Raw genomic sequence first — 21,154 nt, 5'->3', positions numbered from 1 at the left:
AATAAAAAACGGCATCTGCCTCAGTGTGCAGATGCCGCTTACAGATTAAACGGTGCGCTGTTTTTTAACCAGATTCAGCGTCAGGTATTTTCTGTTTCTAAATCGATATCACTGGTGTCGCGTTTTGCTGGCACAGGATCTGCCGAGAATCCACGCAGCCCCACCACATGCACGTGTTCAGTGTTGTTAAACACTTTACGCACCAGCTTGTAGGTGGTGCCTTTCTCCGGGCTGATGTTCTCTGGCGCAGCAATCACCAGCTGCATCTCCAGACGCTCACACAGTTCGAACAGGGTGGCGATGGAGCGGGCATCGAGACGCGCCGCTTCATCAAGGAACAGCAGTCGGCATGGCGAAATGTCTTTACCGCGCAGACGACGTGATTCCTCTTCCCAGCTTTGCACCACCATCACCAGAATTGACATACCGGTACCGATCGCTTCACCGGTCGACAACGCTCCACTCTCTGCGCGCAGCCAGCCATCGGAGCCGCGGTTCACTTCCACTTCCATCTCAAGATAGTTGCGGTAGTCGAGCAGCTCTTCACCGATGGTTTGTGGTGTGCGCTGCCCCATATCAATTTGTGGATTCAGACGTTGATAGAGTTTCGCCAGCGCTTCGGAGAAGGTCAGACGATTGCTGGTAAACAGATCCTGATGCGCTTCATGTTCTTCAGACAAGGTATCGAGCAGCGTAGAGTGCGCTTCACGCACGTTAACATTCAGACGTACACTGCGCACCTGACCAAAGCTCACGGCCTGCAAGCCCTGGTTCAGCTGACGAATACGATTCTGCTCACGCTGAATGGTTTTACGAATGATATTCGCCGCGCTGCGTGAACTGATGGCCAGCGTCTGCTCGCGTGCCGTCAGCTCTTCCGTCAGACGATTCAGCTCAATCTCCATCTGCTCGATGGCTTCAACCGGATCGTCAGTACGAATGATGTCCTGACGAATACGTTCGCGCAGATGCTGATAAACTGCGATAAAGAACTGTACTTTGCGTTCTGGACGTTTTGGATCTTCCGACATGCGCAGCACATCACGCAGATGTTCGTTATCCGCCACCGCCAGACGCAGTGCACCCAATGCCTTATCCGACATTGAACGCAGTTCATCTCCGCCCAGATAGGCCATCTCACGACGATGCAGGCGACGCTCCATGCCGTTCTCTTTGACCAGACGCAGCACCGTACACCAGCCTGCTTTAGCGCTGACGACCTGCTCACGAATCTGGTGATAATCGCGCTCCAGCTTGCGCAGTTTCTTCTGCAGGCCGTCCATTTCGGCTTCGCAGAACGTGAGCTGTTTCTCCAGCTGATTACGACGAGCACGGTTATGGCTTAATGCGGTATAAAGTTCGTCGCGTCGGGCGCGGGCGCGCTCTTCGGCGCTGGCATCGGCATGCACGCCGATATCCTGCATCTCCTGCTGCAACTCTTTCAGCATGTCACGCTTGGCGTCATAGGAACTTTTCAGTGATGCCAGCACTTGTGAATATTGTGTCAGCTGCGCCTGATGTTCGCGCAGACGTTCACGCGCACGACTGCGCTCACCCTCCGCCTGATCCAGACGCTGGCGCAGTTTTTCATTGAGATCGCTGTTGCCGGTCAGCATGCCGGCAGAATCTTCATAGCTAAAGTGGGCGCGACGTTGCACCACCTCCGTCAGGGCAAAGGCCTGCTGACGCGCATCACGCTGCTGCTGCTGTGCTTGCTGGTAATCGCGCTCCAGCTGATCATGCTGCTGCGGATCGCTTTGCAACACCGACACCAGCGGTTCCAGCTTGCTGATTTTAGCGCCATGCTGATGCAGGAAGCGCGCCGCTTCCTGAGCTTCTTCGACGCGTTCACGGATCTCTTCGCAGCGATCGCCAAGTGAATCATCCAACAGCAGATTCACGCGTGGCAGCAGGCGGTTGAGCTGGCTGACGCCCTCTTTAGCCTGTTCAAACTGGGCACGCTGCTGCTGGTTATCATTCTCATGCTGTGCCAGACCCCGTTCCAGCTCGCCACGACGGCTGTTTAGCTGGCGGATCAGCGCTTCAGGATCCTCATCAAAGGCCACCGCTAAATGGCTACCGATAAAGCGGCTGAAGGATTGATGCAAGCGCTGCGTTTTCTGCACGTCAAAGGACAAAGTGGCAAACCGTTCTGCCAGCTGGTCGCGTTCATTGTTCAGCAGTTCCAGCTGGTTTTCACGCGCAGCGCGGCCAAACAGCGGCACTTTAGGGAAGCGGGAGTAGCGCCATTGACGCTCAGCCACTTTCACTACCACGGCGTTTTCCAACTCATCAACACTGAAGACGCTGTCATCAAACGCCTGCGGATCCCCTTCAATCAGATAGAGGTCTTCCGGGCAATCCTCCAGGCCATCCAACAGTTCACGCACCAGAGATAAATCGGGTACCACAATCGCATGACGCGATGGGCCATACAGCGCCGAGAAGTACGGTGCGTCATCCAGTGTGACGTCATCGTAAATTTCCGACAGCAGTACGCCGCCAAATCGTTCCGCTAGTTGCGTCAGGCGAGCATCTTCCGCACCACCAGGTTGACTTAAACGCTCGATCTGCTGCTCGACTTCACGTTTACGTGCCGCCACATTGTCACGTTCAACGGTGGTTTCACGCTCACGTTCCAGCAACTGCTGCATGAACTCAGTGATCTGCTGGCTGTTAGTCAGCGCCTGACCCGTTTGCTCGCTAAGCTGCGTCAGGATTTCCTGCGCGGCCAGCCAATGTGGCGCACGCGCCGTCAGTGCAGTGATGCGTTCACGCAGCTGTTCCAGTTCCTGGCGCATCAGCATGCGGCGTTCACCGGCATCGGACACGCTTTCGTTCAGCTGTTCAATCTGTGCTTCCAGCTCGCGCTGCAGCCCTTCCAGCGCGTCGGCATCGTACTGTTGCCCCTGACGCTTGCAGAAATCGGCTAACAGGCGCTCGGCATCATGCTGCTCGCGCAGGCGCGTTTCCAGCTCATTGAGACGCAGGCGCAGCGAAGAGAGCTGATCGGCATGATGACGCTGGTTAGCCGCATCACGCAGTAAGTCGCGTCCCACTTGCCATGCATCCTGACGGCTCACTTCTCCGGCAATGCTGGTCACCAGCGCTAAGGCCTGCTCAAACTGGCTGTGCGCCGCTTCGGCCACGCTGAGTTTCTGTTCCAGACGCAAAAGCTGCTCAGTGGCTTCTTCTTCGCGTGCCTGGAAGGTTTCCTGCCACTCCGTTGCATTATCGATGGTCAGATCGGGCAACTGACACTGCGCGCGCGCTTTATCCAGCGCCTGCAACGCTTGCTGATACTGAATGGCCCGCGTTTGTTGCACATCGAGTGCCTGCTGGAAATCGGCTAACTGGCTTTTCAGCTCATCCACTTCAATTTCAGCCGCTTCGGCACGCGCTTCATTCTCTTCCTGCACTTCACGGGCTTCCGCCACCACTTCATTCTGTTCTTCGAGGCGGTAAGTCAGCTCTTCGAGATCGGCATCATAGCGCTCGATCTTCTCCTGCTGACGCATGGCTGTCTGGACCAGATTCAGGTGATCGCTGGCGCCTTGATAGTCAGTTTCCAGATCGCTTTCTGCACCGTTGTGCTCAGAAAGTTCACGCGCCATTTCGATGTGGCGATACTGCTCCGAAGCCAACTGGTTACGGCTGGTAAACAGCTCATTGCGCAGTTGCAGTGCCCCATCGAGATGAATGCGACGCTCGTTGGCGTGACGCATATAATCTGCCGACACATAGCTGGTGGCTTCAGAGATCAAATGCTTAAACAGGTCGCGATCGGACTGCGTAACGCGAATCGCTTCCAGCGTCATGCGGTTTTCACGCAGCGCGGCTTCCATATCCTGGAAGGCTTTGCGCACGCCACCATTTTCTGGCAACAGATAATCACGTAGTGAACGGGTGATAGCGCTGGAGATACCGCCGTACAGCGAGGCTTCAATCAGACGATAGAACTTACTGCGGTCGCTGGCGGTGCGCAGACGACGCGGCACCACGCCCAGCTCGAACAGGACGGCGTGGTAATCCGTAACCGAGTTGTACTGACGGAACTGCACGCCTTCCTGCGCTTCAACGCGTTCTTTCACTTCCGCCAGCGGTAATACGCGCGCCTGGCGGCTGTTAAGGATTTCGGTCAGCATATCGGTCGGCTGCGAATCGGTCGGCAGGCCATGAATACTGAAGGGTTTGATATCGACTTTTTTATCGCGTCCAGCAACCTGTTGCAGACGCACGCCGACCACCACGCGCTGATGGCGCGAATTGACCACATCCAGCACCGCATAGCAGACACCCGCGCGCAGTTTACCGTGCAGACCTTTATCGCGAGAGCCCGAGGTGGCCCCCGCTTCGGTGGTGTTACGGAAATGCAGCAAGGTGAGGTCGGGGATCAGCGCCGTGACAAAAGCCGCCATGGTGGTGGATTTACCCGCACCGTTACCGCCGGAGAGCGTGGTCACCAGCTCATCGAGATCAAAGGTACGGGCAAAGAAGCCGTTCCAGTTGATCAGCGTTAGCGAACGAAACTTACCGCGTTCAATCATTCCTGTTCATCCTCCGCGTTATCATTCGCATCGCTTTCAACGTCATTGTCGTTATCTGCATCATCACTCTCGTTGGCCGCGGCTTTGTTCTCCAGCGTCATGGCTTCGCCGTCGCGGATCAGACGCAGCTGTGCTTCACGCGCATCGTCACCGCTGCGCACATCCGCACCAAAGCGGAACACCGACTCCATGATGCGGAACTTGCTGCTGTCGTTGCCCATGTACCACACCATACCTAAGCGGCGCAGGCGGCTGATCGAAGCACGCATTTTTTCCTGCAGCTTGGCACGATCCAGGTCAGAACCGGTCGAACGCTGGTTTACCAGCTTGAGCAGTTTGCTCTCATCCGCCAGTGACAGCAGTTCGTCATACAGCTCCTGCTGGGTGAAAATCCCCTCATTGGCCAGACGCTCCGGGCTGAGGTAGAGGTAACACAGGATCTTACCGACCATCATATCCAGCTCGGACAGCACCGAGCGTGGAATCAGCGTGGTGGAACGTGGACGCAGATAGAAGAAACCTTCCGGCGCGCGCATCAGCTCAACGTTGTAGCGCGCATAAAACTCTTCCAGGTACTCCTGGTAATCCATCAGAAAAGCGTGATTATCCAGTTCTTCAATACCAATGTGGCGTCCCGCGCGTAACTGGCTATCGAGCGCCGGGAAAATCGGGTTTGCCAGTGCCAACGCCAGTTTAACTGGCATCACTTGTTCAATATTTGTCGATGACATGTGCCTGCACCTTGGCTCCGTAATCATTAATAGTCTGCCATTCTGCCGGCAGACCGGCTAAATCAGCTTCGGCGACACCGAGGCGTACTGCCTGATCGATGACGATACGCGCCAAATCAAAGTGGCGCGCACGCGGGTATTGCGCCAGATAATCGCGCATCACCGTAGCGAGATGGAGCGGCTTTTGCTCCAGCTTATAAATCTGCAATGCTTCTTCGATCATCGCGGCAAGCTGCTCACGAATCTCGTTAAACTCTTCGTACTCCATCTCTGGCGGCAGTTCGCCCATCACCTCATCATTACGCAGCGTCATCTCTTCATCGCGCATATCGTAAAGACGGTCGGCATTCGCGTAGGTCAATGCCCAAGGCTGGTCGAAGTAGTTCTGCACCGACAGGCGTAAACGTTGCGCGAAGACGCGGTTCTTATCCATGTCGATAGCGGTACGGATAAATTTATGTACGTGGCGGTCGTAGCCAATCCACAAATCGATGGCCTGCTGCCCCCAACTGATGATGCGGTCCAGCTTATTTTGCAGGTCAAACACCAGCTTATCGACAAAGCCCAAATCCGGGCTGCTCAGCGTAGCATCCTGAATGCGCAACAGATTGGCCTGCAATTTGTCACCCGCCGCTTCCAGCGTATCCTGCAGTTCACGCAGTGTGCCGGAGGTTTCGGACAGCAGCAGTTCACAGCTTGAAATCGCGGCACGCCAGTCTTTGTTGAGCAGGTCCGCAATATCGGTTTTCACCGCTTGTTGCTGCTCATCCATCAGACGTTGCGTCATGTCGATGCTGTCAAAAATCTCGGCCACGGAATATTTCAGCGGGGCAAAGACATTGCGATGCCAGTGGAATTCGTCACCGTCTTCTTCGGCGGCATCTGCGGCGCGCTTCAGTTCTTGCGCCACAATCGACAGCTGCATTGACAGGCGCAGCGTGGAAAATTCACGCTGGCGAATGTAGTAGTCGGTAATGCCGATGGCCAGCGGCGTCAGACGGTAAATCGCGTGGCCTTCAGTGAGCTCACTGGTAAAGCGATTGAGCAGACGCTGACGCACCATGTCATTGATGGCGTTGTTGGCACGCACCTGCACGGTTTCATGGGTTTGCTCAAAGGCTTTACTGACGTGACGAAACGCATCGATCAGTTCACCTTCACTCATTTCACCGTCCATGCGCTCACCGTTTAAGGTGGCGATAGCCAGCAAAAAAGCCAGACGTTCTACCGGCAACGCAAGTGAAAAGTCATTCTTGCGCGCCCATGCCACCAATTCGGGGACCGTCTGGGAAAATTCGCTCATAGTTGATCCTTCTACCTGGGTTTGCGCGCGGTCACGTGGATATAGCGCCCTAAACTTAAAAAGGGCTCCTGACGACAGTAGCGCCGTTCCATCTCAATAATCTCTTCAACGCTTTTGACGACGCCGGGCGGTGGCGGTTTCATGTAATCACAAAACACGCGAATGCCTGCACGCTGTTCAATTTCAAAGCCCGCATCACTTAACCAGCGATTGACGTCCTGAGGATCGCGCGGGAAATCCGGTGACAGCGTACGCTTTTTGCGTTTGGTCATATTGGCACGCAGATAGCCGAAATTGCCGAGTTGCAGGGTGCGGAACGTCAGGGCATGCGCATTGTAAAACATCAACGACAGCACGCCACCGGGCTTCAGCGTGTGCCACAAGGCACGCAGCACCACTTCCGGTTCTGCCACCCACTCCAGCACAGCGTGAAACAATACCAGATCAACCGGCTGATCCAAATGTTCGCCCACCTGCTGCGCGCTAATTTGTTTGAATTGCATGTTGTGGCTCACACCCTCGGTGTGCGCATGCGCTTCAGCCAGCTTTAACATCTCCGCGGAGAGATCGCACAACAGCACCTGATGGCCACGTGCCGCTAATCCACAGGAGATTTGTCCTACGCCACCGCCGGCATCCAGCACTGACAGTGCGCCTTCAGGCAGTGTCGGTAACAGCGCATCCAGTTCGTCCCACAGGATCGCCTGCCGTACCTGCCCTTTGCGGGTGCCATAAATGTTCTGCGAAAATTTGTCCGCCAGATCGTCAAAGTTACGATCCTGCATGATGATGGCTCCACTGTGCTGCATTCAACTTGTGCTATTTTGTCACAGGCTCAACAAGAATGAACCTTTCACGCCACAGTAACTGTCTGGCTGCTGTTTTTTCGGACAAAAGGAGCAAATTTCGATGTTTTTTGCCTTAAAGAAATGGATTGGCGCGATGTTATTACCTTTACCACTGCTGTTGTTGCTCATGGCAGTAGGACTTTTACTTCTCTGGTTTAGCCGTTGGCAAAAAGGCGGCAAAATCCTGATCTCTCTGAGTTGGCTGCTGCTTTTATTGCTCAGCTTGCAACCCGTTGCCGATCGTCTGTTGCGCCCCATCGAACAGCATTATCCAACCTGGAACGGTAGCGAACCGGTGGATTATATCGTCGTGCTGGGCGGTGGCTACACCTTCAATCCGAATTGGGCACCAAGTTCTAATTTGCTCAACAACAGCCTGCCGCGCGTAACAGAAGGTGTGCGCCAATGGCGTCGGAATCCACAAGCAAAAATGATTTTCACTGGCGCTGCTGCTGGATACAACCCCCGCAGCAACGCCAGCGTGGCGGCAGAGGTAGCCGAAAGTCTGGGAGTGCCACGGTCGGCGATTATCACGCTGGACCAACCACATGATACGGGCGAAGAAGCGCTGGCCGTCAAACAAACTATCGGCAATCACCCTTTCCTGCTGGTCTCATCGGCGAACCACTTGCCACGTGCAATGCATTTTTTCCTGAGCGCAGGTCTGAACCCCATCGCCGCACCGGCCAATCAGCTCGCGATTACCTCGCCAATCAGCGCCTGGGACCGCATGTTGCCATCGCCAATGTGGCTGGGTCACAGTGAACGTGCGATTTATGAAACCCTGGGCCAGATTTGGCAACGGCTGCGTGGCGATGATTTGCTGTCATCCGAGCCAGGGAAGTAACTGCTCGCGGGCATGATCAAAGCGCGGACGGTCAAACTGTCCGCTGCTTACCAACGTATCGACACAATCCCATAGCTGATACAGCCAGCGCCGCCAGATAAAGCCTTCAGAAACCGGCGCGCGTTGCAGGTAATGCTGCAGCAGTGAGGCTTCAGCCCCGCTATCTGCCAGCCGGATTAATTCATACTCACGCGGAGCCCAGAGAATATTGCCTGGCTGCATCATCGCTACCAGTTGGTCACTGCGTGCATCTTTCAGCATGCTGGATAAACGCAGGTTGCCGTGCATCAGCACGCAGGGATCGTCGAAGTCTTTGAAGAGATGAGTTAACTGCTGTCGGCTGCGGTACAGGATCTGCCGATCTTCCAATGTGAAAAATGGCGGTGACAGATAGCCCAACGTGGCCCACAGCACCTCGATGCGCTGGCGATACCAGGCTGGCCAGTTGTTTTCCTGGACACTATCAACCCTTCCCACTAATCCGTGGCTGTCGATACGGTGCCAGCCGAGTACACCCTCGACAATTTGCTCACACAGTTGCTCCCAGCGCACGGCGGTGCGCGCTGGCGCTTCGGCGGAGACGCCATTGAATCGCGCCATCAGTAGCATTTCATGTACCGGCGGCTGCTGACTCAGTACCAGGCCAAAAACCGCAGGTACTGTGACCAGTCCCTCATGGCCCAACATGGTGAGTTTTTTGGCTTCCAGCGCCGCACGGCCTTGATGACGAAAATACTTCGCCACCAGCGGCATCGGTTTACCGTCGTTGTCATAGAGTGCGTACAGCCGCGACTGCGCCTGTTCGCTAATGGTTTCGAGGCGGCTGATACCTTCACCCAGTATCAACGCCAGTTCTGAACGGAGCTGTTCCATGCGTTATCCTCCGCAGTCAATTGACTTCACTATCCTGGAGGTCATGGTGGCGCGAAACTTAGCGCCAGATCAAACTTTATGGCCAGCGCGAGCGGCTGGCCGGTCGGGCTTTACCCCTGCATGGCCGCACGAACACGGACCAGATCCTCTGGTGTGTCCACGCCAACACTTGGCACGGTTTGCGCTACGGCAACGTGAATCTTCTCGCCGTACCACAGCACGCGCAACTGCTCCAGCAATTCAATGTGCTCTAACGGGCAAGGTTCCCACGCAATGTAACGACGGATAAAGCCAGCGCGATAGGCGTAAATGCCAATGTGACGCAGCAAAGTGTCACCAATCTGTTCGCGCGATTTCGCATAGCGCTCGCGATCCCATGGAATGGTGGCGCGTGAGAAATAAAGCGCATAGCCTTTCGCGTCCATCACCACTTTAACCGCATTGGGGTTAAACGCTTCTTCAGCGTCGGTAATCGGCACGGCTAATGTCGCCATCCCTGCATCAGCCTGCGCCAGATTATCGGCGACCTGACGTACGATTTCTGCCGGAATCATCGGCTCGTCGCCCTGCACGTTGACGATAATGGTGTCATCGGCAAACTGATATTTCTCAATCACTTCTGCCAGGCGCTCGGTGCCCGACTGGTGATCCGCGCGCGTCATGCACACTTCGCCACCGGCAGCGGTTACCGCTGCAGCAACCTCGGGGTGATCGGTCGCCACAATTACGCGATCGGCGCCCGACTCGCGTGCGCGCTCCATCACGTGTATCACCATCGGTTTACCGTGAATATCCACCAGCGGTTTGCCGGGCAGGCGCGTTGATGCATAACGCGCCGGAATGATGGCGACGAAACTCATGGATGGATCTCTTCAACAGACAGCGTACGCGCTTCCACTTCGAGCAATACCGGAATGCCATCGCGCACCGGGTAAGCCAGGCCGTCTGGTTTACAAATCAGCTCCTGCTGCTCTTTGTTGAAATACAGTTTTCCGTTGCAAACCGGACAGGCAACAATCTCAAGTAAACGGTGATCCATAATTTTCTCCTTTCAGCACCGATTTGTCAGGCGCCTAGCATACCATAGCGCACCCGAAGCACAGTGCGCCGGGCGCGGCATTATTACGATGAACTCAATCGTTGATAACCCAACGATGCGTCCAGGCAGCAAGCAGTTCGGCTGGGACATTTTCAACGATGACCTCATCGGCACCTTGCCACTGTGCAAAGCGACTGATGGCTTTTTGCACATCATTCATAAAGGCCTGGGTAACACGCACGCCGGGCTCAAGCCAAAATGCACGAATAATCAGCTGCTGTGCCTGGCGGTCCATCTTTGCATCAATACGCGCTTTGAGTGCACCTCGGTGTAACACCGGCAGAACAAAGTAACCATAGACGCGCTTCTCAGCAGGGGTATAGCACTCAATGCGGTAATCGAAATTAAACAACTCCAGAGCGCGCCGGCGATCCCATACCACCGGATCGAACGGTGACAACAAGGCCGTGTGGGTGGCGCTGGGCATTTTATCCAGCAGAGGTAACAAGCTCTTATGCAGCCACATCTCACCGAGCTGTTCTACCTCAACGCACACGATTTCGCCTTGTGCTTCGGCATCCTTAATCCAGGATTGCAGGGGTGCACGCTTCAGCCGATAGTAATCGGCCAACCAACTGGCACGAAAAATACCGAGACTGCGGGCACTGTGTCGTAGCATCGCCAGTACCGCATCAGATTCACTCACTGCATGCTGTTCGTCATCCCAATCAGGCATCACGCGGGTGCGCAGATCGTACACCCGCTGGAAGTTACGTCGTTCGACCACCATTAACTCACCTGCGCTGAACAAGTTTTCCAGATGCCGCTTGTGGGGTTTCCAGGCCCACCAGCCGGGTTTAGTGTGCTTATCACTGGTAAAATCAGCCGCGCGTACCGGGCCATTTTCGGCGATGTGATTGAGTAAGGCAGCGATTTCCTGCTGATGTTCGTTTACCCACTGCTCGTTATATTTCCATCCCAGCCGCTGCGGCTCCAGCATGCGATGGCGTAGCAACGGGTAATCTTCGAAGGGGATGAAACAGGCTTCGTGCGCCCAATACTCAAAAAGCGCACCGGAGGCCAATGTTTCTTCCAGCCACTGTGTGGGATAAGCGCCAAGGCGGCTGAACAGCACCAGATAAGGGCTACGGGCGACGACATTGATGGTGTCGATTTGCAGTAATGACATCTGCCGCACGCAGGCATGGATATCGGACAGGCGGGCGCGGCGGCTCGGTGGGCGTAACAACCCCTGAGCAGCCAGGTGTAAATGACGAGCAATTTGGAGTGAAAGGGAAGATGTTGTGGTCATGACTCGATTCCCTTTGAGCAGGTTTAGCGCGAACGGGTGTCGCGCGCAGTCGTGCAGAGTTGGGTCACATCGGCGAGTAAAGCATCCAGGGACGCCCCCGACAGATCGGCATCAACCGGTAGATACCACCAGTTGTCACGAGCAAAACTACGGCATTTCACTGCGTCTTTTTCGGTCATCAGCAGGCATTGATGAGTCTGCGTCAAACGCTGTAACTCTTCTTTGCTATAAGCATGGTGATCGGCAAACGCGATTTCTGCCACCGGCTGGATGCCGTGCTGTTGCAACGTTTTGAAGAACCGCGGCGGATGCCCAATGCCGGCCATCGCCACCGTTTCTGGCAATTGATCGAGGTTGGCTGTCTCACCGTTCACCAGATTGATCGCCTTGCCGGGACGCAACGTCATGGCGATCTCACCGGCTTGCGCCTCTCCACCATTGACGATGATGGCATTGACGCTTTGCAGCCGGGATGCGCGCTCACGCATCGGACCTGCGGGCAGCCACCAGCCATTACCGAAGCGACGGACACCATCCACTACCACAATTTCACGATCGCGCTGCAACGCGTAATGTTGCAGCCCGTCGTCGGTAATAATCACATCCAGTTCCTGTGCGGCCAGCAGTCCTTCTACCGCCATACGGCGTTGAGGCGCGACGGCTACCGGCGCCTGAGTACGCTGCGCGATTAATACCGGCTCGTCGCCGGCTTGTGATGTCGGGGTATCGGCCGTCACCAGCAGTGGATAACGCTCAGCCTTTCCACCATAGCCGCGTGAGACAACGCCAACGCGCAGGCCACGCTGTTGCAGTGCCTGAACCAGCCAAATCACCACCGGCGTTTTACCGTTGCCGCCAGCCGTCAGATTACCTACCACAATCACCGGACAGGGCGCACGCCAGCTTTTACGCCAGCCACGCTGATAGCTGAGGCGAATCAAACTGCTGATTGCGCCATACAGCAAACTCAGTGGCCACAATAGCAGCCACAGTGGCGAGCGCCCGCTCCAGATGCGTTCAATCATTGACCAAACTGCAGTTTGTGAAGCTGTGCATAGGCACCCTTTTCGGCCAGCAACACGCTGTGCGTACCGCGTTCAACGATACGACCATCCTCAACGACCACGATTTCATCGGCTTTTTCGATGGTCGACAGGCGGTGCGCAATCACTAGCGAAGTGCGGTTTTTCTGCAGCTCATCCAGTGCGGCCTGAATCGCGCGCTCGGATTCGGTATCCAGTGCTGAGGTCGCTTCATCAAGGATCAGAATCGGGCAATCACGCAGCAATGCGCGCGCGATGGCGATACGTTGACGCTGGCCACCTGACAGCAACACGCCGTTCTCACCAATCACGGTATCCAGACCGTTATCCATCTTCTTAATAAAGTCCATGGCGTGCGCCATAGTCGCTGCCTGTTCAATCTGCTCGCGGGTGTATTCTCCATTGCGTGCATAAGCAATGTTATTGGCAATGGTGTCGTTGAACAGATGAACATTCTGAGATACCAGCGCCACCTGATTACGCAGCGAACGCAGGGTGTATTCACGCAGATCGTGGCCATCCAGCAGAATTTCACCGGAGTCGATATCGTAGAAACGGGTCAATAGGCTCGCCATGGTCGATTTACCCGATCCTGAGCGTCCTACCAATGCCACGGTTTTGCCCTCGGGCAGTGACAGATTGATATCACGCAGCGCCGGGACTTCACGGCCAGGATAGGTAAAGGTCACATTGCGGAATTCGACATCGCCTTTGGCACGCGTGATTTCACGCTTGCCATTATCGATTTCCTGTTCGCTATCCAGAATTGAGAACAAGGTCTGACAAGCAGCCATACCGCGCTGGAACTGGGCATTGACGTTAGTCAGCGACTTCAGTGGACGCATCAAGGCAATCATCGATGAGAACACCACAGTGATGGTACCGGCGGTGAGAGTTTCCATCACGCTGGGGAAACTGGCGGCGTAGAGCACAAATGCCAGTGCCAGAGAAGCAATCAGCTGAATGACCGGATCGGAAATGGAAGATGCCGAAACCAGTTTCATGCCCTGCTGGCGCATTTTGTTGCTCACCTGGGAGAAACGCTGTGCTTCAACATCCTGACCACCAAAGATCAGCACCTCTTTGTGCCCTTTCAGCATCTGTTCAGCACTGGTGGTGACTTGTCCCATGGTGTTCTGCATGTTTTTACTGATGCTGCGGAAGCGTTTGGACACTGTGCGAATCGCAAAGGAAACAATTGGCGCAAGGACAATCAAAATTAATGACAGCTGCCAGCTGTAGTAGAACATCATGATAAACAGGCCGATGATCGAGGCGCCTTCACGTACGACCGTCACCAGTGCACTGGAAGAGGACGAAGCAACCTGCTCGGAATCATAAGTGATGCGTGACAGCAATGTGCCGGTTGATTGCTGGTCAAAGAACGCCACGGGCATGCCCATCATGTGACCAAACAAGCGGCGGCGCATATTCATGACCACGTTGCCCGATACCCAAGAGATGCAATAACTGGAGATGTAGCTGGTCACGCCACGCACCAGCATCAGGCCAATCACCACCAGTGGCATCCAAAGCATGACGGAGCGGTCGGCCTTGCCGAAGCCATCATCCAGTAAAGGTTTCAACAGCGACAGCATTAAGGTATCGCCGGCCGCATTGAGAATCAGCGCCACCGCAGACACAAACAGTCCTGCTTTGTGCGGCGCAATCATCGGCCAGAGTCGGCGGAACGTCTGCCACGTTGAGAGATCTTTGTCTTGATGCATTATTTATTCACGCTGTTTGAAATAGCCGCTCATTCTACCTGGATTCACGTTTGACGCCAAACCACTGATGATACCAGCGAGGTTTTATTTGCTCCCTCAATCCCTTAATCTGCCATTCACCCTGCCGAATACCAATGTGGACCTGCCCGGATTGTGCCGTGTCATACCAGAGATAGCCCTGCTGGCGATAGCGTTCAACCACCGCTACGGCAGGCATGCGCCAGGCGTTATAGCGCGCCACCGACGCCACCGCGCCCTTTCCTGCAACACTACGTAACAGTAAAGGCCCCGAAGAGGTTCGGCTACCATGATGAGGGACCTGCATTAACGTGCTGGTGAGCTGGGTTTTCTCTAATGCCACCAATTTTCTTTCTGCTTCTGACTCAATATCCCCGGTGAGCAGCAGGCTGACAGCTCCATCGTCTACGCGTACGACACAAGAGTCATTATTTTGCCCTTGCGTATTCCCTGCGGGCGGCCAGAGTGCCGTAAAGGTCAGTTTGCCCCATTGCCACTGCTCTCCTCGCTGACAGGGTAAATGTCCCGCTTCACCCAATGCACTGCGGATCATCATATTGGGATTGGCCTGATGCAGTGAATTCAGCCCACCCCGATGATCCAGATGCTTATGACTTACCACCACCGTGTTTAGCTGTCGTCCCTTATACAGTAACCATGGCAGTATCACACGCGCGCCCGCATCATCTTCATTCCAGCGTGGACCCGCATCGTACAACACCACTTCATTACCCTGTGTAATCGCGATCGCCAGACCATGGCCCACATCCAGCACATCAATCTGCCAGTCATCTTGTTCAGACTGATGACGCCATAACAGAAATGCCAGTGCGCAGCCGCAGCAAAGCATCAGCGTGTTATTCAGCAAACCACTGCGCCACATAAATAAACCGCCCCATAGCAGGGCCACTGCCGGCAAGGCATCATTTAACGGCCACCATCCTGCTGGCAAGTATGCCAGGCCCTGCATCACCTGATTGACAGAAAAATCCGCCAACCGCCACAGTACCGAAGCGATGGGTTGTATGGGCAGCAAAAGCGCCAGCAGTATCAATGGCACGGTGAAAAGCGATACCACAGGCACCGCGATGAGGTTAGCGGCCAGTGCACTGAGGCTGATTCCCTGAAATAAAAAAATTTGCAGAGGAGCCATCAGTATCATCATGCCGAGTTGTAAGTGCAGCAATCTCAGCGGCAGCCAGCGCCAGGCCTGACGGTATCGATCCGGCAAGGCAAACCACTGGAACCAGATGATTAACATGGCGACGGCAAGAGCAGAGAGCCAAAAGCTTGCAGATAAGACGGTGAGGGGATCAAGCCAAAGCAGTACACCCATGCACAGTGTCCAAATCTGCCAGCCTGTTAACTGCCAGCCAGCGATTCTTATCGTTGTCCACAGTAGTAGCGCGACCAGCGCGCGCTGTGCTGGCGCATGGCTGCCCGACAGCCAGCAGTAGATTGTCGCGGTAATGATGCTCCCCATCAGTGGCAGCAGATAACCGATGGTGTGCGCAGGCTGCAGCAGCTGCAAGCCACGAACCAACATCCAGCCAACGCTGGCCGCAAGCGCAATATGCATACCGGAAATCGCCATTAAGTGTGCGGTTCCGGTCTCACGTAATAATTGTCGCTGAGTTTTGGTCATGTTCTCACGTTCGCCAAAAGCCAGCGCCTGCAAAATGGCAGGTTGTTGCAGGTGTTCAAAAAGAGGTTGATGATGGCGCATAACCTGCGTTCGCAAATTACAATCTACCGATTCCGCCAGCTGGTTAATGATTCTCCCCTGCAAAGGCGTATGGTTTGCCAGCGCAAAACGTTGAGCATCAAACCCGCCTTCATTCAAGCGACCATGCACTGCACGCAAACGTAAGGTCATTTTCCAGCGCTGCCCTGCACAATACCCCGATACACCTGGCTCCGCATTGATACTGACAAACAACGGCGGGAACTGATATCGCTCACCCACACGGATAATCTGGGCTTTAAATTGCTGTTGATTTTCCTTCACATCAACAATACGCAGCGTCACTTCGGCTGGCGCCATTGAAAACTGGTCAATCACATTCAGCATCTGTCTCGCTTCCAATAGCGCCCACGCCAGAAGCAGGATACCCATGCCAATAAGACGCAGCCCAGCCCAAGGCAGGGATGCCACAATAAGTGCTAGTAGCACCATCACAGCGATCATTTCCATGGTCGGTATTTGAGGTAACAAACCCAATGGTAGCGCCGCCAGGATCATGATTCTGGCTACTGCAATCCCTGTTATACGCATCACTTTTCTCCCGCAATGGGCACCAGTTTGCGTGCAATTGGCAGGAATAGCTTTCAGGAATGGGGAGAGCTGGATTGCGGATGCCAAAAAATCGAAGTGGCTTTCATTGTTGATGTGGGTTTAGGAATCAGATTCACAACAACGAATTTAGAGCAAAAAAAAACGACACCCAGAGGTGTCGCTTTGTCGTTCGGTAACGGCTTAGCCGTAGATATTTGCACGGTCACGCAATTCTTTGCCCGGCTTGAAGTGGGGAACGTATTTACCTTCCAGATCCACTTTGTCGCCCGTTTTCGGGTTACGACCAGTGCGCGGTGCGCGGTAGTGCAAAGAAAAGCTGCCGAATCCCCGGATTTCAATGCGCTCGCCCTGTGCCAACGTGGTGGCCATGTGCTCAAGCATCTCTTTAACTGCATCCTCAACGACTTTCGCCGGAATATGAGTATGCTGTCCAGCAAGTCTTTCAATAAGTTCTGACTTGGTCATGTAACCTCCGGTTAATCCTTAATGGGAAAGGTATGACAGCTTTTACCGAAACCGGACGACTTACATCGTCCGGTGCCTCGGGTCGATTACTCGCCTTTAGCCGCTTTGAACGCTTCAGCCATAGCGCTAGAGAAGTTGCTTTCTTCCTGTTTGGTGTTAACAGTGTTGATAGCTTCTTTCTCATCAGCCTGGTCTTTAGCACGAACAGACAGGCTTACAACGCGGTTCTTACGGTCAACGCCGGTGAACTTAGCTTCAACGTCGTCACCAACACTCAGAACCAGAGTTGCGTCTTCGATACGGTCCAGTGAAGCTTCTGAAGCGCGCAGGTAACCTTCAACGCCATCAGCCAATTCTACTGTAGCACCTTTAGCGTCTACTGCAGTTACTTTACCGTTAACGATAGCGCCTTTCTTGTTCAGGGTGATGTAGTTGTTGAATGGATCTTCAGCCAACTGCTTCACGCCCAGAGAGATGCGCTCGCGCTCTGCATCAACCTGCAGTACAACAGCAGCGATTTCGTCGCCTTTTTTGTACTCACGAACGGCTTCTTCGCCAGTCGCGTTCCAGGAGATGTCTGACAGGTGAACCAGACCGTCGATGCCACCGTCCAGGCCGATGAAGATACCGAAGTCAGTGATTGACTTGATTTTACCTTCAACGCGATCGCCTTTGTTGTGGGTCTCAGCGAACTGCTGCCATGGGTTGTTTTTGCACTGCTTCAGACCCAGGGAGATACGACGACGTTCTTCGTCGATGTCCAGAACCATAACTTCAACAACATCGCCCACGTTAACAACTTTAGATGGGTGAATGTTTTTGTTGGTCCAGTCCATTTCAGAAACGTGTACCAGACCTTCAACGCCCTCTTCGATTTCAACGAAGCAGCCGTAATCAGTCAGGTTGGTTACACGGCCAGTCAGCTTGGTGCCTTCTGGGTAACGCTTAGCGATAGCAACCCATGGATCTTCGCCCAGCTGTTTCAGGCCCAGAGATACACGAGTACGCTCGCGGTCGAACTTCAGCACTTTAACAGTGATTTCGTCGCCCACGTTGACGATTTCGCTTGGATGCTTAACGCGTTTCCAGGCCATATCGGTGATGTGCAGCAGGCCGTCAACGCCACCCAGGTCCACGAATGCGCCGTAGTCAGTGAGGTTCTTAACGATACCTTTAACTTCCATGCCTTCCTGCAGGTTTTCCAGCAGCTGATCGCGTTCAGCGCTGTTTTCAGATTCGATAACTGCGCGGCGAGAAACCACCACGTTGTTACGTTTCTGATCAAGCTTGATAACTTTGAACTCAAGCTCTTTGCCTTCCAGGTGCAGAGTATCGCGAACCGGACGAACGTCTACCAGTGAACCTGGCAGGAACGCACGAATACCGTTCAGCTCAACTGTGAAGCCACCTTTAACTTTGCCGTTGATAACACCGGTAACAGTTTCAGCTTCTTCGTAAGCTTTTTCCAGCGTGATCCAAGCTTCGTGACGCTTAGCTTTCTCACGGGACAGCAGGGTTTCACCGAAGCCGTCTTCAACTGCGTCAAGCGCAACGTCAACTTCGTCGCCAACCTGGATTTCCAGTTCGCCGGCTGCGTTCTTGAACTGCTCTGCAGGAATTGCAGACTCAGATTTCAGACCCGCATCAACCAGGACTACGTCTTTATCGATAGAGACAACAACGCCACGAACGATGGAACCCGGACGGGTTTCGATTTCTTTCAGTGATTCTTCAAATAGTTGAGCAAAAGATTCAGTCATATTGATAATCTTAGGATTCTTCAATTTAACGTCCACCTGACGTCATTGTCGGATGGGGTTGTTTCACATGCCCAGCACCGGATCCGTGGTACAGGGTTACTACAATTCAGTTACCGAATAGATTAAATGCCCAGCTTTTGGCGGGCATAATCAAGTGCCTTTTCAATCACTTGCTCAATGGACATACTGGTTGAATCCAGCACCAGAGCATCAGCGGCAGGCACTAAAGGCGCAATTGCACGATTACGATCGCGGTCGTCGCGTTCCTTTATCTCGGATAAAAGGCGATCAAAGTTAACATTAAAGCCCTTCTCCTGCAACTGTAGCATACGACGGTGAGCACGCTCTTCCGAACTTGCATCCAGGAAGATTTTTACCGGTGCATCGGGGAATACCACGGTGCCCATATCGCGGCCATCCGCAATCAAACCCGGCTCTTCACGGAATGCTCGCTGGCGACGCAGCAGCGCTTCACGCACGCGTGGGAAAGCAGCAACCCGCGAAGCCGTATTGCTCACTTCCTGCGTACGGATTTCACCGGTCACATCCTCACCTTCCAAAATGACCTGCATTTCGCCTTCAACAGACAAGAAACGCACGTCGAGGTGAGCCGCCATAGGCACTAATGCTTCTTCGGATTCAATATCCACCTGATGATGAAGTGCAGCCAATGCGAGTACGCGATAAATGGCACCAGAATCCAGCAAATGCCACTGCAATGACTCCGCCATCGCTTTACACAAGGTCCCTTTACCTGCGCCACTTGGGCCATCAATGGTAATTACCGGGGCGATTGCCGTCATTGTTCTCTCCTGTTGCTGCGTGCTTATTATCAGCCTTCTTGGCTGTTTGAATGCGCGGCATTATACGCTGCCCGCGTCAGGTTAGTTACCCTTTAGCGTAGACAGCGCCAGAAATTTCGACAGATTCAGAAGAATTTCCGCCCAACAAGACCAGAAGAGAGCGAGGAAACCCGGCACAAGCGTACCGGGTAGCGTGATCAAGAGGTCTGGCTGATTTTCGCCAACTGCTGGAAGTAATCCGGGAAGGTTTTCGCCGTGCAGCCGGGATCAAGAATGGTGACAGGCGTGTCCGATAACGCCACCAGCGCAAAGCACATCGCCATGCGGTGATCGTTATAAGTGCCAATATCCGCATGCTGAAGCTGAGCCGGTGGAGTGACACGAATAAAATCGTGACCCTCTTCTACTTCCGCACCCACTTTGCGCAATTCGGTCGCCATCGCCGCTAAGCGGTCAGTCTCTTTCACACGCCAGTTGTAGATATTTCGCATCAAGGTGGTGCCTTCCGCGAACAACGCCGTGGTGGCAATGGTCATCGCCGCATCTGGAATATGGTTCATGTCCATATCAATCGCGGTCAGAGAACCTCGTGTGCAGGCAATATAGTCATCACCCCACTCGATCACCGCACCCATTTTTTCCAGCACATCAGCAAAGCGGATGTCGCCCTGAACGCTGTTGCGGCCAATCCCGGTTACGCGAACCGTTCCACCTTTAATGGCGGCGGCGGCGAGGAAATAAGAGGCAGAAGAGGCATCGCCCTCCACCAGATAATCGCCCGGAGATTGATACTGCTGCTGGCCTTTCACCACAAAGCGCTGGTAGTTCTGGTTATCGACTTCGACACCAAAACAACGCATCAGGTGCAGTGTAATATCAATGTACGGCTTAGAAACCAGATCACCTTTGATGGTAATCACAGTGTCTTTCGGTGCCAGCGGAGCGGTCATTAGCAATGCGGTCAGGAACTGGCTAGAAACACTACCGTCCACACTGACATCGCCACCTACAAACCCGCCGTTCAGACGCAGCGGCGGATAATCCGTCTGCTCCAGGTAATCAATTTTGGCTCCGCCCTGACGCAACGCATCCACCAGATGACCAATTGGGCGCTCTTTCATGCGAGGTTCGCCAGTCAGCACAATCGACTGTTGACCCAGGCATAGTGCGGCAGCCAGCGGACGCATAGCAGTACCGGCGTTGCCCAGAAAGAGTTCCAGGGCCTGGTCACTGTGCAGCGGACCTGCATTTCCCACCACTTCGCACACGGTACGATCGGCAGAGAGCGTGTAATTGACGCCCAGCGCCTTCAGCGCATTCAGCATGTGTTTAACGTCATCGCTGTCCAGCAAATTGGTCAGGCGAGTCGTGCCGTTGGCCAGCGCGGCCAATAACAATGCACGGTTAGAAACGCTTTTTGAACCCGGTAAGTTTACCGTGCCGTCAACGCGAGCAATCGGTTGTAGAGTCAGGGAGTCCTGCATGTGAAACCAAATCTCCAGAAAAGACAAAACCCCGTTGTTTAACGGGGCCAGTGGCCAG

The 21,154-nt window shown here is 54.2% G+C and carries 16 protein-coding genes; 1 reads left to right on the top strand and 15 read right to left on the bottom strand.

What is annotated here, in order from left to right; translation table 11 throughout:
* Window positions 1-80: 80 nt before the first annotated feature.
* The 4 genes from mukB to cmoM are packed head-to-tail and all read right to left on the bottom strand — an operon-like array spanning window position 81 to window position 7,366.
* Window positions 81-4,547 carry a chromosome partition protein MukB gene (mukB, locus tag JK231_RS05825; protein ID WP_160868956.1) on the bottom strand — a complete coding sequence of 1,489 codons (4,467 nt, stop codon included), beginning with the start codon at window positions 4,545-4,547 and terminating at the stop codon, window positions 81-83.
* Complete coding sequence (gene mukE / locus JK231_RS05820) at window positions 4,544-5,278, bottom strand: chromosome partition protein MukE (protein WP_034820531.1); 735 nt, start codon at window positions 5,276-5,278, stop codon at window positions 4,544-4,546. Before mukE ends, mukB begins: the two co-directional genes overlap by 4 nt.
* Entirely contained in the window at window positions 5,259-6,581 is a 1,323-nt protein-coding gene (gene mukF, locus JK231_RS05815) for a chromosome partition protein MukF (protein ID WP_034820534.1), read from the bottom strand. Before mukF ends, mukE begins: the two co-directional genes overlap by 20 nt.
* 11 nt (window positions 6,582-6,592) lie before the next feature.
* A complete protein-coding gene (gene cmoM, locus JK231_RS05810; protein ID WP_211728168.1) occupies window positions 6,593-7,366 on the bottom strand; it encodes a tRNA uridine 5-oxyacetic acid(34) methyltransferase CmoM in 774 nt (257 codons plus the stop codon).
* 124 nt (window positions 7,367-7,490) lie between these two features.
* On the opposite strand from cmoM, the gene elyC reads away from it, so the two are divergent.
* Window positions 7,491-8,276 carry an envelope biogenesis factor ElyC gene (gene elyC, locus JK231_RS05805; RefSeq protein WP_097119319.1) on the top strand — a complete coding sequence of 262 codons (786 nt, stop codon included), beginning with the start codon at window positions 7,491-7,493 and terminating at the stop codon, window positions 8,274-8,276.
* Here the strand turns inward: elyC and JK231_RS05800 are convergent.
* From JK231_RS05800 to aroA, 11 genes are all read right to left on the bottom strand, one after another.
* Window positions 8,256-9,149 (bottom strand): YcbJ family phosphotransferase, encoded by an 894-nt coding sequence (locus tag JK231_RS05800; RefSeq protein WP_160832433.1) that lies wholly within the window; start codon window positions 9,147-9,149, stop codon window positions 8,256-8,258. The two genes, elyC and JK231_RS05800, sit on opposite strands and share 21 nt — an antisense overlap.
* Window positions 9,150-9,259: 110 nt before the next feature.
* Complete coding sequence (gene kdsB, locus JK231_RS05795; protein WP_034820546.1) at window positions 9,260-10,009, bottom strand: 3-deoxy-manno-octulosonate cytidylyltransferase; 750 nt, start codon at window positions 10,007-10,009, stop codon at window positions 9,260-9,262.
* On the bottom strand, window positions 10,006-10,188 hold the full coding sequence (locus JK231_RS05790; protein WP_007887424.1) for a Trm112 family protein: 183 nt from the start codon (window positions 10,186-10,188) through the stop codon (window positions 10,006-10,008). Before JK231_RS05790 ends, kdsB begins: the two co-directional genes overlap by 4 nt.
* Before the next feature lie 94 nt (window positions 10,189-10,282).
* Window positions 10,283-11,500, bottom strand: a complete 1,218-nt coding sequence (locus tag JK231_RS05785; protein ID WP_211728167.1) for a winged helix-turn-helix domain-containing protein — start codon at window positions 11,498-11,500, stop codon at window positions 10,283-10,285.
* 23 nt (window positions 11,501-11,523) lie between these two features.
* The gene (gene lpxK, locus JK231_RS05780; RefSeq protein WP_211728166.1) at window positions 11,524-12,525 is read right to left on the bottom strand and encodes a tetraacyldisaccharide 4'-kinase; all 1,002 of its coding nucleotides are present in this window, start codon (window positions 12,523-12,525) and stop codon (window positions 11,524-11,526) included.
* Window positions 12,522-14,270 carry a lipid A ABC transporter ATP-binding protein/permease MsbA gene (msbA, locus tag JK231_RS05775; RefSeq protein WP_097119323.1) on the bottom strand — a complete coding sequence of 583 codons (1,749 nt, stop codon included), beginning with the start codon at window positions 14,268-14,270 and terminating at the stop codon, window positions 12,522-12,524. Before msbA ends, lpxK begins: the two co-directional genes overlap by 4 nt.
* A gap of 34 nt (window positions 14,271-14,304) precedes the next feature.
* A complete protein-coding gene (locus tag JK231_RS05770) occupies window positions 14,305-16,563 on the bottom strand; it encodes a DNA internalization-related competence protein ComEC/Rec2 (RefSeq protein ID WP_211728165.1) in 2,259 nt (752 codons plus the stop codon).
* Between the two features lie 201 nt (window positions 16,564-16,764).
* Window positions 16,765-17,049: an integration host factor subunit beta gene (ihfB, locus tag JK231_RS05765; protein ID WP_003849360.1), complete on the bottom strand. Its 285-nt coding sequence runs from the start codon at window positions 17,047-17,049 to the stop codon at window positions 16,765-16,767.
* A gap of 86 nt (window positions 17,050-17,135) precedes the next feature.
* Window positions 17,136-18,809, bottom strand: coding sequence for a 30S ribosomal protein S1 (gene rpsA / locus JK231_RS05760; protein WP_034820570.1), 1,674 nt, complete (start codon window positions 18,807-18,809; stop codon window positions 17,136-17,138).
* Window positions 18,810-18,931: 122 nt separating this feature from the next.
* Window positions 18,932-19,612, bottom strand: coding sequence for a (d)CMP kinase (gene cmk, locus JK231_RS05755; RefSeq protein WP_034820574.1), 681 nt, complete (start codon window positions 19,610-19,612; stop codon window positions 18,932-18,934).
* A 197-nt stretch (window positions 19,613-19,809) separates the two neighbouring features.
* Window positions 19,810-21,096 (bottom strand): 3-phosphoshikimate 1-carboxyvinyltransferase, encoded by a 1,287-nt coding sequence (aroA, locus tag JK231_RS05750; protein ID WP_058961782.1) that lies wholly within the window; start codon window positions 21,094-21,096, stop codon window positions 19,810-19,812.
* Window positions 21,097-21,154: the final 58 nt, after the last annotated feature.

Origin of the sequence: Pantoea sp. JGM49 (genome assembly GCF_018257655.1) — a bacterium.
Lineage (GTDB): Bacteria > Pseudomonadota > Gammaproteobacteria > Enterobacterales > Enterobacteriaceae > Pantoea > Pantoea communis.
This window is presented reverse-complemented; position numbering and strand designations above follow the sequence as displayed.

Bases quoted from the DNA above. Each gene is read 5' to 3' on its own strand.
- mukB (WP_160868956.1), bottom strand. From the start codon at position 4,547: ATGATTGAACGCGGTAAGTTTCGTTCGCTAACGCTGATCAACTGGAAC.
- mukE (WP_034820531.1), bottom strand. From the start codon at position 5,278: ATGTCATCGACAAATATTGAACAAGTGATGCCAGTTAAACTGGCGTTG.
- mukF (WP_034820534.1), bottom strand. From the start codon at position 6,581: ATGAGCGAATTTTCCCAGACGGTCCCCGAATTGGTGGCATGGGCGCGC.
- cmoM (WP_211728168.1), bottom strand. From the start codon at position 7,366: ATGCAGGATCGTAACTTTGACGATCTGGCGGACAAATTTTCGCAGAAC.
- elyC (WP_097119319.1), top strand. From the start codon at position 7,491: ATGTTTTTTGCCTTAAAGAAATGGATTGGCGCGATGTTATTACCTTTA.
- JK231_RS05800 (WP_160832433.1), bottom strand. From the start codon at position 9,149: ATGGAACAGCTCCGTTCAGAACTGGCGTTGATACTGGGTGAAGGTATC.
- kdsB (WP_034820546.1), bottom strand. From the start codon at position 10,009: ATGAGTTTCGTCGCCATCATTCCGGCGCGTTATGCATCAACGCGCCTG.
- JK231_RS05790 (WP_007887424.1), bottom strand. From the start codon at position 10,188: ATGGATCACCGTTTACTTGAGATTGTTGCCTGTCCGGTTTGCAACGGA.
- JK231_RS05785 (WP_211728167.1), bottom strand. From the start codon at position 11,500: ATGACCACAACATCTTCCCTTTCACTCCAAATTGCTCGTCATTTACAC.
- lpxK (WP_211728166.1), bottom strand. From the start codon at position 12,525: ATGATTGAACGCATCTGGAGCGGGCGCTCGCCACTGTGGCTGCTATTG.
- msbA (WP_097119323.1), bottom strand. From the start codon at position 14,270: ATGCATCAAGACAAAGATCTCTCAACGTGGCAGACGTTCCGCCGACTC.
- JK231_RS05770 (WP_211728165.1), bottom strand. From the start codon at position 16,563: ATGCGTATAACAGGGATTGCAGTAGCCAGAATCATGATCCTGGCGGCG.
- ihfB (WP_003849360.1), bottom strand. From the start codon at position 17,049: ATGACCAAGTCAGAACTTATTGAAAGACTTGCTGGACAGCATACTCAT.
- rpsA (WP_034820570.1), bottom strand. From the start codon at position 18,809: ATGACTGAATCTTTTGCTCAACTATTTGAAGAATCACTGAAAGAAATC.
- cmk (WP_034820574.1), bottom strand. From the start codon at position 19,612: ATGACGGCAATCGCCCCGGTAATTACCATTGATGGCCCAAGTGGCGCA.
- aroA (WP_058961782.1), bottom strand. From the start codon at position 21,096: ATGCAGGACTCCCTGACTCTACAACCGATTGCTCGCGTTGACGGCACG.